Raw genomic sequence first — 13,430 nt, 5'->3', positions numbered from 1 at the left:
CCGGCCCACAGCCCTCGTCGGAAACCCCCGGACCGCCCCGGACCCTTGCGGTAGGGTGTGCCGTCCAGCCGGGAGAGCCCCGGCCCTGGAACCGGGAGGTGGGACCCATCACCGCTGTGTCAGGTCGGGTGCTCACCCCTCGGAACGACGCGGGCCACCGCCGGTAGGCGACCGCCAGAGCACCCTTCGGCTTCCCGAAAGGCTCTCGGCTTCCATGCCCCCTGCGTCCCCGTCGCCCGCCTCGCCGTCACCCGCACCGCTCACCCACGACGCCGTCGTCAGCGCCCTGCGCGCCGCCGGCTGTGTGTTCGCCGAGGACGAGGCCCGGCTCCTCCTGTCCGCCGCCGGCGGCCCCGGCGAGCTGGCCGCCCTGGTGGACCGGCGCGTGAGCGGCCTCCCCCTCGAACTCGTCCTGGGCTGGGCGGAGTTCGCCGGTCTGCGGATCGCCGTCGCCCCCGGAGTCTTCGTCCCCCGACGGCGAACCGAGTTCCTCGTGCGGCAGGCCCTCGCCCACGTCCCCGGCGCCCGCGTGGTCGTCGATCTGTGCTGCGGCTCCGGCGCGGTCGGCGCCGCCCTGGCCGCCGCGCTCGACGGGGCCGAACTCCACGCCGCCGACATCGACCCGGCCGCCGTGCGCTGTGCCCGCCGCAACGTGGCGCCCTTCGGAGGCCGCGTCCACGAGGGCGACCTGTTCGCGGCGCTGCCCGCCGGGCTGCGCGGCCGGGTCGGCATCCTCGCGGCGAACGTGCCGTACGTCCCCACCGGCGAGGTGCCGCTGCTGCCCGCCGAGGCGCGCGACCACGAGCCGCTCGTCGCGCTCGACGGGGGCCCGGACGGCCTGGACGTGCTGCGCAGGGTCGCCGCGGAGGCACCGCGCTGGCTGGCGCCGGGAGGCTGCCTGCTGATCGAGACCAGTGAGCGGCAGGCGCCGGTGGCCCTGGAGACCTTCGCGGCCGGCGGGCTGTCGGCCCGCCTGCTGGTCTCCGACGAGCTGTACGCCCATGTCGTGATCGGACAGGTCCCGGGCGGGCCCGCCACCGCCGGGGAGGTCACGCGGGCGTGAGCACCCGCGCGATCAGCAGCGCCACGTCGTCGGAGTTCTCGGGCCGGTGCAGCGTCCGCAGGAGGAGGTCGCAGCACTCCTGCAGCGGGCGCTCCGGGTCGTCCAGGAGGGCGAGGAGCGCGTCGAGGCGTTCGTCCAGCGGGTGCTGGCGGGTCTCCACCAGCCCGTCGGTGTAGAAGACCAGCTGATCGCCGGGCACGAGGTCGACCGTCGTCGTGGAGAAGGCGACCCCGCCCACGCCGAGCGGCGCGCCCGTCGGCAGTTCCAGCAGCTCGGGAGGCCGGCCGGGGCGGACGCGGACCGGGGGCAGGTGCCCGGCGTTGGCGATGCGGCACTGCCGCAGCTCCGGGTCGTGGACGGCGTACACACAGGTCGCGATGGAGTGGTCGAGACCGTCGGTGATCGTGTCGAGGTGTTCCAGGAGCCGCGTCGGCTCCAGGTCGAGGGAGGCCAGGGTGTGCGTGGCGGTGCGCAGCCGGCCCATGGTGGTGGCGGCCTCGATGCCGCTGCCCATCACGTCACCGACGACCAGCGCCGTCTTGGCCCCTTCCAGCGGGATGACGTCGAACCAGTCGCCGCCGACCTCGGCGCCGGCGCCGGCCGGCTGGTAGCGGGAGGCCACCTCCAGTCCGCCGGTGACCGGCGGGTGGCTGGGCAGCATGCTGCGCTGGAGGGTCAGGGCGGTGTCGCGGGCGTTCTGGTACCAGCGGGCGTTGTCGATCTGGATCGCCGCGCGGGCGGCCAGCTCCCGGGCGAGCAGCAGGTCGTCCTCGCTGAACGGCAGCGGGTTGTGGATGCGTTTGAGGTCGAGGGCGCCGAGGACCTCGCCGCGCGCGATCAGCGGTACCGCCAGATAGGAGTGCAGCCCCGCGCGGCCGAGCTGGAGGGCGGCCTCCGGGGAGCGGGCGATGCGCGGCAGGTCCTCCTCGCGCACGTGCGCCACCATCACCGGGTCGCCCGTGCGCACGCACTCGGTGACGAGACGGTCAGGTCCGTAGTGGGCGATGTGCCCGGGGGGATCGGCGGCCTCCAGCGCGCCGGTGTCCTGCGCCGAGCGGACGGCGAGGGCCCGGATCACCGCCGCCTGGGCGGGGCCGAGGGTGCTGCGCCGGCCCTCCACGACGGCGTCCAGCAGGTCCACCGCGGCCACGTCGGCCAGTTCCGGCACGGCGACGTCCGCGAGTTCGCTGGCCGTGCGGTCCAGTTCCAGGGTCGTACCGATGCGCGTGGAGGCGTCGGCGATGAGGGCGAGCCGGCGCCGGGCCGTCTCCGCGGCGACGGCGGCCTGGTGCTGCTCGGTGATGTCGACCGCCATCCCGGCCACCCCGAGCACCGTGCCGGCCGTGTCCTCGAGCCGGTACAGCGAGACCGACCAGAAGTGGTCCACGTCGGGGTGGGCCCGGGTACGGCCCACGACCCGCCGGTTCACGACCGGCTCACCGGTCCGCAGCACCGCGCGCAGCGCCGCCTCCACGGTCCGGGCCGCCTCGGTGTCCAGCATCAGCTCGTGCGGCATGTGGCCGAGGTGCGCCTCGGCGGGAAGGCCGTTGAGCTCGGCCAGCGCGGGGTTGACGGAGACGTAGCGCAGCTCGGTGTCGAGGACGGCCAGGCCGACCGGTGCCTGGGCGATGGTGCGGGTGGACAGCGCCACGTCCCGCTCGACCTGGCGGACCGTGGACTGGTCGGCGCACAGGCCGAGGGCGTAGACGTCGCCCTGGTCGTCCAGGAGCCGCATGTTGCGGAACTCGACCAGGCGGGTGCTGCCGTCCTTGCGGCGGACGGGGAAGGCGCCGGCCCAGCCCTCGCCGGTCTCCATGACGTCGGCGAAGAGCTTGACGACCAGGTCCAGGTGCTGTTCGTGGACCATGATCCGGGCGGCGTACTCGCCGAGCGCCTCGTGCGCCGGATAGCCGAACAGCTCCTCGGCCTGGGGGCTCCACAGCACGATGCGGCCCTCGGTGTCCAGCACGACGGAGGCCACCCCGAGTACGTCCAGGAGGCCGCTCGGGCGGACCGGGCCGCGTACCGGTGCGTCGCCCCCGGCCATGGGACGTTCGCCTGGAGCCATCCCACGCACCGCCTTCGCCCGTAGTCGCGGCACGTCGTTCCCCCGTGCCGACTCCCCTTGTTCTACCGCGTCCGACCCTTTCCGGGTCCCCCTCGGTCGCCCACCTCCACCATGTCTCAACACGGTGTCGTCCGTGGCGTGAAACCACACGTGGGGCCGCCACTGTGGCGGACACGACAGCGGACATGGCTGTCATTGGTCTGTACATGACTATGTGGGGCCGCCACACTGTCCGCCGACGCGTCCCCACCCCCAAGGAGCCGCCGCCATGGCCCAACGTGCCCGGCAACGTTGTCATGCCCCTCTGACGGGCCTCGTGGCCCTCGCCTCGGTCGTCGTCCTGTCCGCCGCCACACCCGCGCAGGCGGCCGACACCTGGACGGAGGTGGGCTCCGACCGGGCCGACCCGCTCACCGAGAGCCAGGGCCTGGCCTCCATCGAGATCCCGGCGAACAGCCCCAACCGCTACACGGGTATCGGCACCATCCCCCTGTCGGTGAGAACCCGCGGCTGGAACCATGTGGGCGACCCCGACGCGTCCTACGACGGCTACTACATCGAGCCCTACCAGGCGGACTCGGGCTCCGCGAAGATGTTCCGCGTCCAGGCGCCGAACGGCGGCTGGTCCGAGTACGTCCACGCGCTCGGTCCCGGTGAGGCGCTGAACAACTCCTTCGTCGCGATCTCCCCGGGCGGGCAGTGGATGGTCTCCGGCGAGTGGGGGACCATGACCCGTCTGCTCGTCCACCCGACACCGGGCGTCAACCCGTCCACGTCCCCCTCCGCGAACCTGCCGTGGACGTCCAGCATCCGGCTGGACCGCCCGGTCCGTGATGTGCAGGGCTGCGACTTCCGGGACGCGACGACCCTGCTCTGCTCCTCCGACGACCCCGACGGCAGCCTCTTCGGGATCACCAAGCCGCTGCTCCAGATCGACCTCTCCGCCGCGCCGGGCGCCTCGGACGTGACCGGCCGGGTCACCGCCCTGCGCCAGCTCCCGTTGCGCAGCTCCTGCTCGGGCTCCTTCGAGACGGAGGGCATCGACTACGACCGCCGTACCGGCACCCTGCGCGTCATCGTCATCTCGCCCGGGTTCTGTGTGCTGACGGACAGCAAGACGTACCGGTTCACCAGGGGCTGAGCCGGGGCCGGACGGCCGCCGGGGCGTCCTCGCCGGTAGTGCGCCGGCACGTGTGGTGCTTTTCTTGGGTTGGGGTCCCGTTCCGCGGGCTACCCGTGGCACCGCGGTGTGGCCACGAGAGGAGCGATCACGATGGATCGTGAACGACTGCACGACGAAGCTGTGTCCGTCGAGATCAGCGGATGCGACAAGGACGACGCCCGGATCGTCTTCGAGGCGCTGTCCACGTGTTTCGAGTCCGACCGGGCACCGGACGAGGTGCCGCAGCAGCTCCATGAGAGCCGGCCGATGGTGTGGCTCGGCACGTTCGAGGTGACGGACACGCAGGACTGCCCGCCTCCCGCCCGGCTCTCGTCGCGCGTCGAGGCGGACGCGCAGGGCGGTTACTGGGCCATCGAACGGCTCCGGACGACCCTGGACTCCCTGTTCACCGTCCACGACCAGACGTCGGCCTCCGGCGACCAGGAGCGCGAACTCCACGTGGTCCTGGAGAGCAGGCCCGAGGCGTCGTAGAAGCACTTCGGGGCGCCCGCCCGGCGAAGTGAGGAAGCCCGCGTACCGCCGGTACGCGGGCTTCCGGCGTGCCGGGCCCCGGTCGGGGCGACGGCACCCGTGGCCGGAGTCACGCCGCCCGGGTTGTGCAACTAGTTGCATAACCCGGGCGCGGTCCTCTACAACTACGTCAGACCACACCGCGACGGAGGGCCGCCCCCATGAGCCGTTACCCGCATCTGCTGAGCCCGCTGGACCTGGGCTTCACCACGCTGCCCAACCGTGTCCTCATGGGCTCCATGCACGTGGGCCTGGAAGAGGCCGAGCGCGGCTTCGAGCGCATGGCGGCCTTCTACGCGGAGCGGGCGCGCGGCGGCGTCGGCCTCATCGTCACCGGCGGCATCGCGCCCAACGACGAGGGCCGGCCCTACGAGGGCGGCGCCAAGCTCACCACCGACGCGGAGGCCGAGCAGCACCGGACCGTCACCGACGCCGTGCACCGCGAGGGCGGCCGCATCGCCCTGCAGATCCTGCACTTCGGCCGGTACGCCTACCACCAGGACCTGGTCGCCCCGAGCCCCCTCCAGGCGCCGATCAGCCCGTTCCCGCCCCGTGAGCTCACCGACGCGGACATCGAGCGGACCATCGACGACTACGCCCGCACCGCCCGCCTCGCCCGGCAGGCCGGATACGACGGCGTGGAGATCATGGGCTCCGAGGGCTATCTGATCAACGAGTTCATCGCCACGCAGACCAACCACCGCACCGACCGCTGGGGCGGCGCGTACGAGAACCGGATGCGCTTCCCGGTGGAGATCGTGCGCCGGGTGCGCGAGGCCGTCGGCGAGGACTTCATCATCGTCTACCGGCTGTCCATGCTCGACCTCGTCCCCGGCGGCTCCACGCTGGACGAGGTCATCACCCTCGCCAAGGCCGTCGAGGCCGCCGGCGCGACCATCATCAACACCGGCATCGGCTGGCACGAGGCCCGTATCCCGACCATCGCCACGTCCGTGCCGCGCGGCGCGTACACCTGGGTCACGAAGCGCCTGATGGGCGAGGTGTCGGTCCCGCTGGTCACCACCAACCGCATCAACACCCCCGAGCTGGCGGAGGAGTTGCTGGCCGACGGCCGCGCGGACATGGTGTCCATGGCCCGCCCCATGCTCGCCGACCCCGACTTCGTCGCGAAGGCCGCGGCCGGCCGCCCCGAGGCCATCAACACCTGCATCGGCTGCAACCAGGCCTGCCTCGACCACACCTTCAGCGGCAGGATCACCTCCTGCCTCGTCAATCCGCGAGCCTGCCACGAGACCGAGCTGACGCTCGCCCCGACCCGGCTGCGCAAGCGCGTCGCGGTCGTCGGCGCCGGGCCCGCCGGGCTGGCCTGCGCGGTGAGCGCGGCCGAACGCGGCCACGACGTCACGCTGTTCGACGGCGCGGACGAGATCGGCGGACAGCTGAACGTCGCCCGCAAGGTCCCCGGCAAGCAGGAGTTCGACGAGACGCTGCGCTACTACCGGCACCAGCTCGACTGGCAGGGCGTCGACGTACGCCTGGGCACCTGGGTCTGCGCGGACGACCTCGCGGGCTTCGACGAAGTCGTCGTCGCCACCGGCGTCACCCCGCGCGTCCCGGACATCCCGGGCGTCGACCACCCGAGCGTCGTCGGCTACCTCGACGTCCTGCGCGAGGAGGTCACGGTCGGCGACCGGGTCGCCGTCCTCGGCGCGGGCGGCATCGGCTTCGACGTCGCCGAGTTCCTCACCGACGGCGGCGACAAGGCGAGCGAGGACCCCGAGACGTACTTCCGGCTCTGGGGCGTCGACATGGACTACGCCGGCCCCGGCGGCCTCGCCGCCCCCGAGCGCCCGGCGCCGCCGCGCACCGTGCACCTGCTCCAGCGCAAGACCAGCAAGGTCGGTGCCGGCCTCGGCAAGACGACCGGCTGGATCCACCGCACCGAGCTGAAGCACCGGGGCGTCACCATGGTCCCGGGCGTGCGCTACGACCGGATCGACGACGCCGGACTGCACCTCACCGTCGGCGAGGAGAGCACCGTCCTGGAGGTCGACACCGTCGTGCTCTGCACCGGCCAGGAGCCGCGCCGCGACCTGTACGAGGCGCTGGTCGCCGCGGGCCGCAGCGCGCACCTGATCGGCGGCGCGGACGTCGCCGCCGAACTCGACGCCAAGCGGGCCATCAAGCAGGGCACGGAGCTGGCGGCGAGCCTGTAGGGCCGCCGGACCGCGTCCCTAGGATGACCCCATGTCACTCCCGCACGCGATCCTCACCGCCCTGCTCGAGAAGCCGTCGTCCGGGCTGGAGCTGACCCGTCGTTTCGACAAGTCGATCGGCTACTTCTGGTCGGCGACGCATCAGCAGATCTACCGCGAGCTGGGGCGGCTGGAGAGCGGCGGGCTGATCCGGGCCCTGCCGTCCGAACAGCCCGCGCGCGGGCAGAGGAAGAGCTACGAGGTCCTGCCGGCGGGCCGCGAGGAACTGGCCCGCTGGACCGCGGCGTCCCAGGACCCGCGGCCCATGCGGGACACGCTGCTGCTGCGGATGCGTGCCGCGGCGGTCGTGGGGACCGCGGGCATCGAGGCGGATCTGCGCCGCCACCTCGATCTGCACCGGCGTCAGCTCGCCGAGTACGAGGAGATCGAGAAGCGCGACTTCCCGCCGGGCCGGGACAGCTCCCAGGACCGGCTGCGGCATCTGGTGCTGCGGGCCGGCATCGACCTGGAGACCTTCTGGACGCGGTGGCTCACGCACGCGCTGGAGGAGTTCCCCGACCTGCCGGGACCCGGGACCGCGTGAGTCCCGGGGCCGTGCGGGCGGCGGGCGGACGTCACAGGTGGCGCGGGCGCGACGACCGGCGGCGCAGGAACCAGGCGGCCCCCGCGACACCCGCGCCGACCAGGACACCGCCGCCCACCATGGTGAGCGTGCCGTAGTCGCGGCTGCCGCCGCCCATCCCGCCCATCACCCCGCGCGAGGGGGAGGGCGACGTCGTGGCCGAGATCGTGGGCCGGGCCGTCGGGGAGACTATGACCGCCTGGGTGCCGGCCCGCGTCCCGTCCGAGCAGATGACGATGACGGTGTGGGTCCCGGCGCTCACGTCCGACCACGCCGCCGACTGCAGGGCCTGCGTGCCGGTCAGGGAGACCCGGCGGCCCTGCGAGAAGTTCGACTGCCGGCTGTTGAGCAGCGAGGCGGTGCCCCAGGTGCCGTTCGACCGGGTGCACGCACTGGTCGTGACGGAGACCGTGGAGCCGGTGGTGCTCACGGAGATCCCCGATTGTGCGGTGGCCGGGACGGCGGCCGCGAACAGGGGGAGTGCGGAGGCGGCTGCCACGGTCAGGCCCGAGCGGAGAAGCGAGGAGTTGCGCATGAGTTGCCCTCCGGCGGCACGGTCGGCGGTACGTCCGTTGCGCCGCCGTAGTCGGGAACGCCCGTGCTGCCTCAGGTGCAGCCAACGCGTACGGGGACGCGGGCGCATGCGGGCTTCGGCCGGTCAGGTGACGCGGCGCCGCGTTCGGGGGACCGGGGGCCGGAACCGGTTTGGCGCCCGGCCGGCGTCGAGGGCCGTCACAGCCCGGTCGTCACGGCCCGGTCGTCACGGTCCGCTCCGCCGAGAACCCGCCCCAGGTGCCGTCCGGCAGCATGGCCCGGATCCGCACCCGGTGCCGCACCCCGGCCTCCGGGCCCAGGTAGAAGCTGTACGTGGCCGTCCCGCGCGGCGGCTTCCCGCCGAACACCAGCGAGGTGGCCGCCCGCCCGTCGACCTGGACCTGGTACTCGGTGACGGTGCCGTCGGTGCGCGGCGGTGTCCAGCGCAGATCGACGTGGTACGCCCCGTCCGCGCGCCGGGTCGTGGCCCGGAAGTCCGTCGGCGCGGTGCCGCGGCCGTCGTCGGTACCCGGTGTGCCGAGGCGTACGGCGGCCGACGCCGGGGACAGGTTGTCGGCCGCGTCCCGGGCGCGGACCGTGAAGGAGTACCGGGTGCCCGGCCGCAGCCCGGTGACCACGGTGGCCGTCTGGTTCCCGCCCACGCTGTGGATCTTCGTCCCGCCCTGGTAGACGTCGTACGACACCACGCCCCGGTCGTCGGTCGCCCGCGTCCAGGACAGCTGGACGGCCCGGCTGCCGACCGCCCGTCCCGCGGCCCGTCCGGGACGGCTGGGTGCCGTGCGGTCCGCGGCCACGGCCGCCGGGGTGGTCGCCCGGACCGTCCGGCTCGGCGGCCCGAGCCGCCCCTCCGTGTCCCGGGCCCGTACGGTGAACGCGTAGGCGTGGGAGGGCTCCAGCCGGGTGATGTCGGCCATGTGCGTGGAGGCCGGCACCTCCGCGGCCTTGGTGCCGCCCCGGTACACCTCGTAGCCGCGGATCCCCTCCGCGTCCCCCGCCGCCACGGCGTTCCACATCACATGGACGCTGGTCGCGCTGCCGGCCCGGGCCGTGACCCCGGTCGGTGCCCCCGGCGGCCGGGCGCCCTCGTCGCCGGACGCCCCCCAGCCGCAGGACGTGAGCAGGAGACCGGCGCAGAGGGCGGGAACGAGAGAGGACACGCGTCGCACGGCTCTGCCTCCCGAGGGGGACCGACGGCAATGGTCCGGACCAATATGACCCGGCTGACGCGCTCACATCAAGAGTGCGGTGCGAAGGGGTGGCCGCTGGAGACCGGTGCGGGGCGTTCCGTATGCTGAAGGTCCTCATGGCTGAACTTCCCTCGAGGGCTCGGGAGTTCATGCCCTCGGCGTGGGCCGCTGTCGTCGCTGATCCCGCGCCGGACGCGGGTGGCCCGGGGCCTGGATCCGTCAGGGAGTCAGGCCCCCGGCCGCCGGCGGCCCCCCGGGCACGCCAGACGTGTCGCCCGCCGGTGTGCACCGTACGGACCCCTCTGGTGGCAGCATGATCGGACGGCCAGCAGATTGGGCTGAGTGTTCGCCGGTGCGGTGCACGGTGCGTGACCGCCGGGTCCGATCCCCGGCCCGCCGGTGGACGCGTGTCCGTGTCCCCGACGTGAGGCCCCCAACGTGCGATCGCATGCGCTGACGCTGGCCGCGGCAGGAGCCGCCCTGCTCGCCCCGACGAGCCCGCCGACCCCGCCGCCCCCCGCCCCCGAGGAGCCGGCCGTCAGCCAGGAAGCCGACGTCAGCGCCGCCGAACTGCTGGCCAAGGTCGGCACGTGCACCCAGGTGTCCCGGGGCCGCTACCGCACCGACAGCGGCCGGCCCGCGACCGTCCCCGTCTGCGGGACCAAGGAGGCCGTGTTCTGGAAGGCCGACCTGGACATCGACTGCGACGGCCGCCCCACCGCCCGGTGCAGCGGCGCCACGGACCCGCACTTCTCCTCCGCCACCGCGTTCACCCAGTCCGACGGCCGCTATCTCAGCGCCGAGCGGCTGCCTTACATCGTGGTGCCCGCCCCCAGCGCCCTGTGGGACTACCGCGCCCACGGCGTCCGGGGCGGGTCCCTCGCCGCCGTCGTGTACCAGGGCCGGGTGCGCTACGCGGTCGTCGGCGACGTCGGCCCGGCCGACATCATCGGCGAGGCGTCGTACGCCGCCGCCGAGGCCCTCGGCATCCCCGCCGACCCCCGTGCCGGGGGCGCCCCCTCCGGCGTCACCTACATCGTCTTCAAGGACGAGGTCGTCAAACCCATCGAGGACGCGGCCGAGGCCGTACGGACCGGGGAGCGGGTCGCCAGGAAGTTCACCCGGGGGCGGTGACGGACCCGGGCGGGCCCGCCACCTGCCGTCACCCGGCTCGCCGCCCCGCCCGCTCACACCTTCCGGTACGTGTACGCGTCCGCGGCCGCCGCCTCCACCGCCGCGAGGTCGGCGCCCGTCGCCGCCGTCACGACCGCGGCCACCGCGCCCTCCACGAACGGCGCGTCCACCAGCCGGGTGTTCTCCGGCAGTTCGTCGCCCTCGGCCAGCAGCGCCTTCACGGTGAGGACCGCGCTCCCCAGATCGGTGAGGACGGCGACCCCGGCACCCCGGTCCACCGACGCCGCCGCGGCGGCGATCAGCTCGGCGCTCGTGCCCAGCTCACCGCCCTCGGTGCCGCCGGCCGGAGCCAGGGGGACGTCGGTCCCGCCGCCCGCCAGCCCCCGCGCCAGATCGGCCACCGACGCGGCCACCTGCGCGCTGTGCGAGACCAGCACGATGCCGACCAGCCGGCCTTCCTTCGCGTCACTCGTCGCGTCACTCATCGGATGCCTCCACGAGAGCCGCGACGAGCAGGGCCGACGAGGTGGCGCCGGGGTCCTGGTGCCCGATGCTGCGCTCCCCGAGATAGCTGGCCCGTCCCTTGCGCGCCTGCATCGGCGTCGTCGCCTCGGCACCCTCCCGCGCCGCCGTCGCCGCGGCGGCGAAACCGTCGCCCAGCGCCTCCACGGCGGGAACCAGGGCGTCGATCATGGTGGCGTCGCCGGGCGCGGCGCCCCCGAGCGTCATCACCGCGTCCACCCCGGTGCGCAGGGCCTGCGCGAACTGCTCGGCGTCGACCTCCGCCGCATCGCCCAGGGCCTTGCCGGTGCGGCGCAGCAGTGTGCCGTACAGCGGCCCCGACGCCCCGCCCACCGTGGAGATGAGCTGCCGCCCGGCCAGGATCAGGACCGCGCCGGGCGTCTGCGGCTGCTCCTTCTCCAGCGCGGCGGTGACGGCGGCGAACCCGCGCTGCAGATTGCTGCCGTGGTCGGCGTCGCCGATGGGGGAGTCGAGGGCGGTGAGGTGTTCGGCCTCGCGGTCCACGGAGGCGGCGGTCGCCGTCATCCAACGGCGGAAGAAGTCGGCGTCGAGCACTTGATCTCCTTGCGTGGCGGGTGGCTCGTGTTCGTGCGGCCCCGGATCACATACCCCAGCGCAGGCCCGGCGTACTGACCGGCGCGTCCCACAGCCGCAGCATCTCCTCGTCGACCTGGCACAGGGTGACCGAGGCGCCGGCCATGTCCAGCGAGGTCACGTAGTTGCCCACCAGCGTGCGCGCGACCGCGACGCCGCGCTCGGCGAGCACCCGCTGCACCTCGGCGTTGAAGCCGTACAGCTCCAGCAGGGGAGTCGCGCCCATGCCGTTGACCAGGACGAGGACCGGGTTGCGCGGCGACATGTCGTCCAGGATCGCGCCGACCGCGAAGTCCGCGATCTCGCCCGAGGTCATCATGGCCCGCCGCTCCCGGCCGGGCTCGCCGTGGATGCCGATGCCCAGCTCCAGCTCGCCCGCCGGCAGGTCGAAGGTGGGGCTGCCCTTGGCCGGTGTGGTGACCGCGCTCAGGGCGACACCGAAGCTGCGCGCGTTCTCGTTGACCTGCCGCCCGATCGACTCCACCCGCTCCAGCGGCTGGCCCTCGTCGGCGGCGGCCCCGGCGATCTTCTCCACGAACAGGGTGGCGCCCGTGCCGCGCCGGCCGGCCGTGTAGAGGCTGTCGGTCACCGCGACGTCATCGTTGACCAGCACCTTCGCGACCTGGATGCCCTCGTCCTCGGCGAGTTCGGCGGCCATGTCGAAGTTGAGGACGTCGCCCGTGTAGTTCTTCACGATGAAGAGCACACCGGCGCCGCTGTTCACGGCGGCCGCGGCCCGCACCATCTGGTCCGGCACGGGGGAGGTGAAGACCTCGCCGGGACAGGCCGCCGACAGCATGCCGGGGCCGACGAATCCGCCGTGCAGCGGCTCGTGTCCCGACCCGCCGCCGGACACCAGCCCGACCTTGCCCGCTACGGGGGCGTCCCGCCGGACGATCACCCGGTTGGCCACGTCCACGACCAGTTCCGGATGCGCGGCGGCCATCCCGCGCAGCGCGTCCGCGACCACGGTCTCCGCGACGTTGATCAGCATCTTCATGGGTACCTCCCGGGAAGCTCTCACAGGTGGCCAGGCGACCTGCGTCGGTGCTGTTCAGAGTGGGTACGGGCCAACGATCGCACGCGGGGCGCCGAGAAGTCCCGCTGTCGGAAGTATCGGTCCTGCGGGAGCGCGGGTCACCTTCGCGGGCGTGCCGGTGTCCCGGAGGGCATGAGCCGTACACCGCGTCGGGCGGGTCAGAAGGCCGGGTCCGCGCCCGGTCAGGCCCGGTACGCGGCGAGCAGCCCGCCCGGCCAGCTGGACGGCGGGGCCTTCTCCGGCTGCCGGAGCGCCTGCGCCACGACCGCGTCGCTCAGCACGGTCTCGACGTCCATGCGCGGGAACGCGGCGAGGGCCTCGGTCAGGGACTCCTCGTCGCCGGGCGGGATCAGGTCGGTCCGCCCGAAGTCGGCCAGGACGCCCTCCCGGACGAGGCGCGGCAGGTGCCCCATCCGCTCCGCGATCCCCGGTGAGGTGTGCAGCGCGATCGCCTCCCAGACGCTCTGGACGAGCGGCCGCGGCCAGTCGTGCTCCGCGAGGAACGCGCGCGCCGCGTCGGCGCCCTCCACCTCGAACCGCTGCGGCCCGTCGTAGACGCCGGCCGTGCCCGCGTCGTGGAACAGGCAGGCCACGGCGAGGGCTTCGCGTTCGAGCCCGTCGACGCCCTGCGGCCGGCCGATGTGGTCGGCGAGCAGCCACACCCGCACGCTGTGCTGGAGGACGGGTGGGGCGAGCACCTCGCTCACGTGCGCGTACGCGGCGTCCGCGACGGCTCCGGGGAAGGTGATCCGCATGGCGGGGCCTCCTGTTCTGCT

At 73.8% G+C, this 13,430-nt stretch carries 13 protein-coding genes; 6 read left to right on the top strand and 7 right to left on the bottom strand.

The features are described from left to right. Window positions 1–214: 214 nt before the first annotated feature. Window positions 215–1,063 (top strand): putative protein N(5)-glutamine methyltransferase, encoded by an 849-nt coding sequence (locus tag F8R89_RS03915; protein ID WP_151782627.1) that lies wholly within the window; start codon window positions 215–217, stop codon window positions 1,061–1,063. On the opposite strand, the gene F8R89_RS03910 is transcribed toward F8R89_RS03915, so the two are convergent. Continuing rightward, the gene (locus F8R89_RS03910; protein WP_192806037.1) at window positions 1,050–3,110 is read right to left on the bottom strand and encodes a SpoIIE family protein phosphatase; all 2,061 of its coding nucleotides are present in this window, start codon (window positions 3,108–3,110) and stop codon (window positions 1,050–1,052) included. The two genes, F8R89_RS03915 and F8R89_RS03910, sit on opposite strands and share 14 nt — an antisense overlap. Window positions 3,111–3,399: 289 nt before the next feature. On the opposite strand from F8R89_RS03910, the gene F8R89_RS03905 reads away from it, so the two are divergent. The 4 genes from F8R89_RS03905 (at window position 3,400) to F8R89_RS03890 (ending at window position 7,584) form a co-directional block, all read left to right on the top strand. After that, on the top strand, window positions 3,400–4,272 hold the full coding sequence (locus F8R89_RS03905; protein ID WP_151782625.1) for a hypothetical protein: 873 nt from the start codon (window positions 3,400–3,402) through the stop codon (window positions 4,270–4,272). A 132-nt stretch (window positions 4,273–4,404) separates the two neighbouring features. Beyond that, window positions 4,405–4,785 carry a hypothetical protein gene (locus F8R89_RS03900; protein ID WP_151782624.1) on the top strand — a complete coding sequence of 127 codons (381 nt, stop codon included), beginning with the start codon at window positions 4,405–4,407 and terminating at the stop codon, window positions 4,783–4,785. Window positions 4,786–4,985: 200 nt separating this feature from the next. Then, complete coding sequence (locus F8R89_RS03895; RefSeq protein ID WP_151782623.1) at window positions 4,986–7,001, top strand: NADPH-dependent 2,4-dienoyl-CoA reductase; 2,016 nt, start codon at window positions 4,986–4,988, stop codon at window positions 6,999–7,001. Window positions 7,002–7,032: 31 nt separating this feature from the next. Continuing rightward, window positions 7,033–7,584 (top strand): PadR family transcriptional regulator, encoded by a 552-nt coding sequence (locus F8R89_RS03890; protein ID WP_151782622.1) that lies wholly within the window; start codon window positions 7,033–7,035, stop codon window positions 7,582–7,584. A 31-nt stretch (window positions 7,585–7,615) separates the two neighbouring features. On the opposite strand, the gene F8R89_RS03885 is transcribed toward F8R89_RS03890, so the two are convergent. Continuing rightward, window positions 7,616–8,158 carry a hypothetical protein gene (locus F8R89_RS03885; RefSeq protein ID WP_151782621.1) on the bottom strand — a complete coding sequence of 181 codons (543 nt, stop codon included), beginning with the start codon at window positions 8,156–8,158 and terminating at the stop codon, window positions 7,616–7,618. 211 nt (window positions 8,159–8,369) lie between these two features. Continuing rightward, window positions 8,370–9,344: a fibronectin type III domain-containing protein gene (locus tag F8R89_RS03880; RefSeq protein ID WP_151782620.1), complete on the bottom strand. Its 975-nt coding sequence runs from the start codon at window positions 9,342–9,344 to the stop codon at window positions 8,370–8,372. Window positions 9,345–9,803: 459 nt separating this feature from the next. On the opposite strand from F8R89_RS03880, the gene F8R89_RS03875 reads away from it, so the two are divergent. Beyond that, complete coding sequence (locus F8R89_RS03875; RefSeq protein ID WP_151782619.1) at window positions 9,804–10,499, top strand: glycoside hydrolase family 75 protein; 696 nt, start codon at window positions 9,804–9,806, stop codon at window positions 10,497–10,499. Window positions 10,500–10,552: 53 nt separating this feature from the next. On the opposite strand, the gene F8R89_RS03870 is transcribed toward F8R89_RS03875, so the two are convergent. The 4 genes from F8R89_RS03870 to F8R89_RS03855 form a co-directional block, all read right to left on the bottom strand. Next, window positions 10,553–10,984: a PTS-dependent dihydroxyacetone kinase phosphotransferase subunit DhaM gene (locus F8R89_RS03870; RefSeq protein ID WP_151782618.1), complete on the bottom strand. Its 432-nt coding sequence runs from the start codon at window positions 10,982–10,984 to the stop codon at window positions 10,553–10,555. After that, window positions 10,977–11,576 carry a dihydroxyacetone kinase subunit DhaL gene (gene dhaL, locus F8R89_RS03865; RefSeq protein WP_151782617.1) on the bottom strand — a complete coding sequence of 200 codons (600 nt, stop codon included), beginning with the start codon at window positions 11,574–11,576 and terminating at the stop codon, window positions 10,977–10,979. Before dhaL ends, F8R89_RS03870 begins: the two co-directional genes overlap by 8 nt. 46 nt (window positions 11,577–11,622) lie before the next feature. Continuing rightward, window positions 11,623–12,615: a dihydroxyacetone kinase subunit DhaK gene (gene dhaK / locus F8R89_RS03860; RefSeq protein WP_151782616.1), complete on the bottom strand. Its 993-nt coding sequence runs from the start codon at window positions 12,613–12,615 to the stop codon at window positions 11,623–11,625. 221 nt (window positions 12,616–12,836) lie between these two features. After that, the gene (locus F8R89_RS03855; RefSeq protein WP_151782615.1) at window positions 12,837–13,409 is read right to left on the bottom strand and encodes an HD domain-containing protein; all 573 of its coding nucleotides are present in this window, start codon (window positions 13,407–13,409) and stop codon (window positions 12,837–12,839) included. Window positions 13,410–13,430: the final 21 nt, after the last annotated feature.

The organism is Streptomyces sp. SS1-1 (genome assembly GCF_008973465.1).
Classification (GTDB): domain Bacteria; phylum Actinomycetota; class Actinomycetes; order Streptomycetales; family Streptomycetaceae; genus Streptomyces.
The sequence above is the reverse complement of the archived record's forward strand: the minus strand, read 5'-3'. Positions and strand labels throughout refer to the sequence as shown.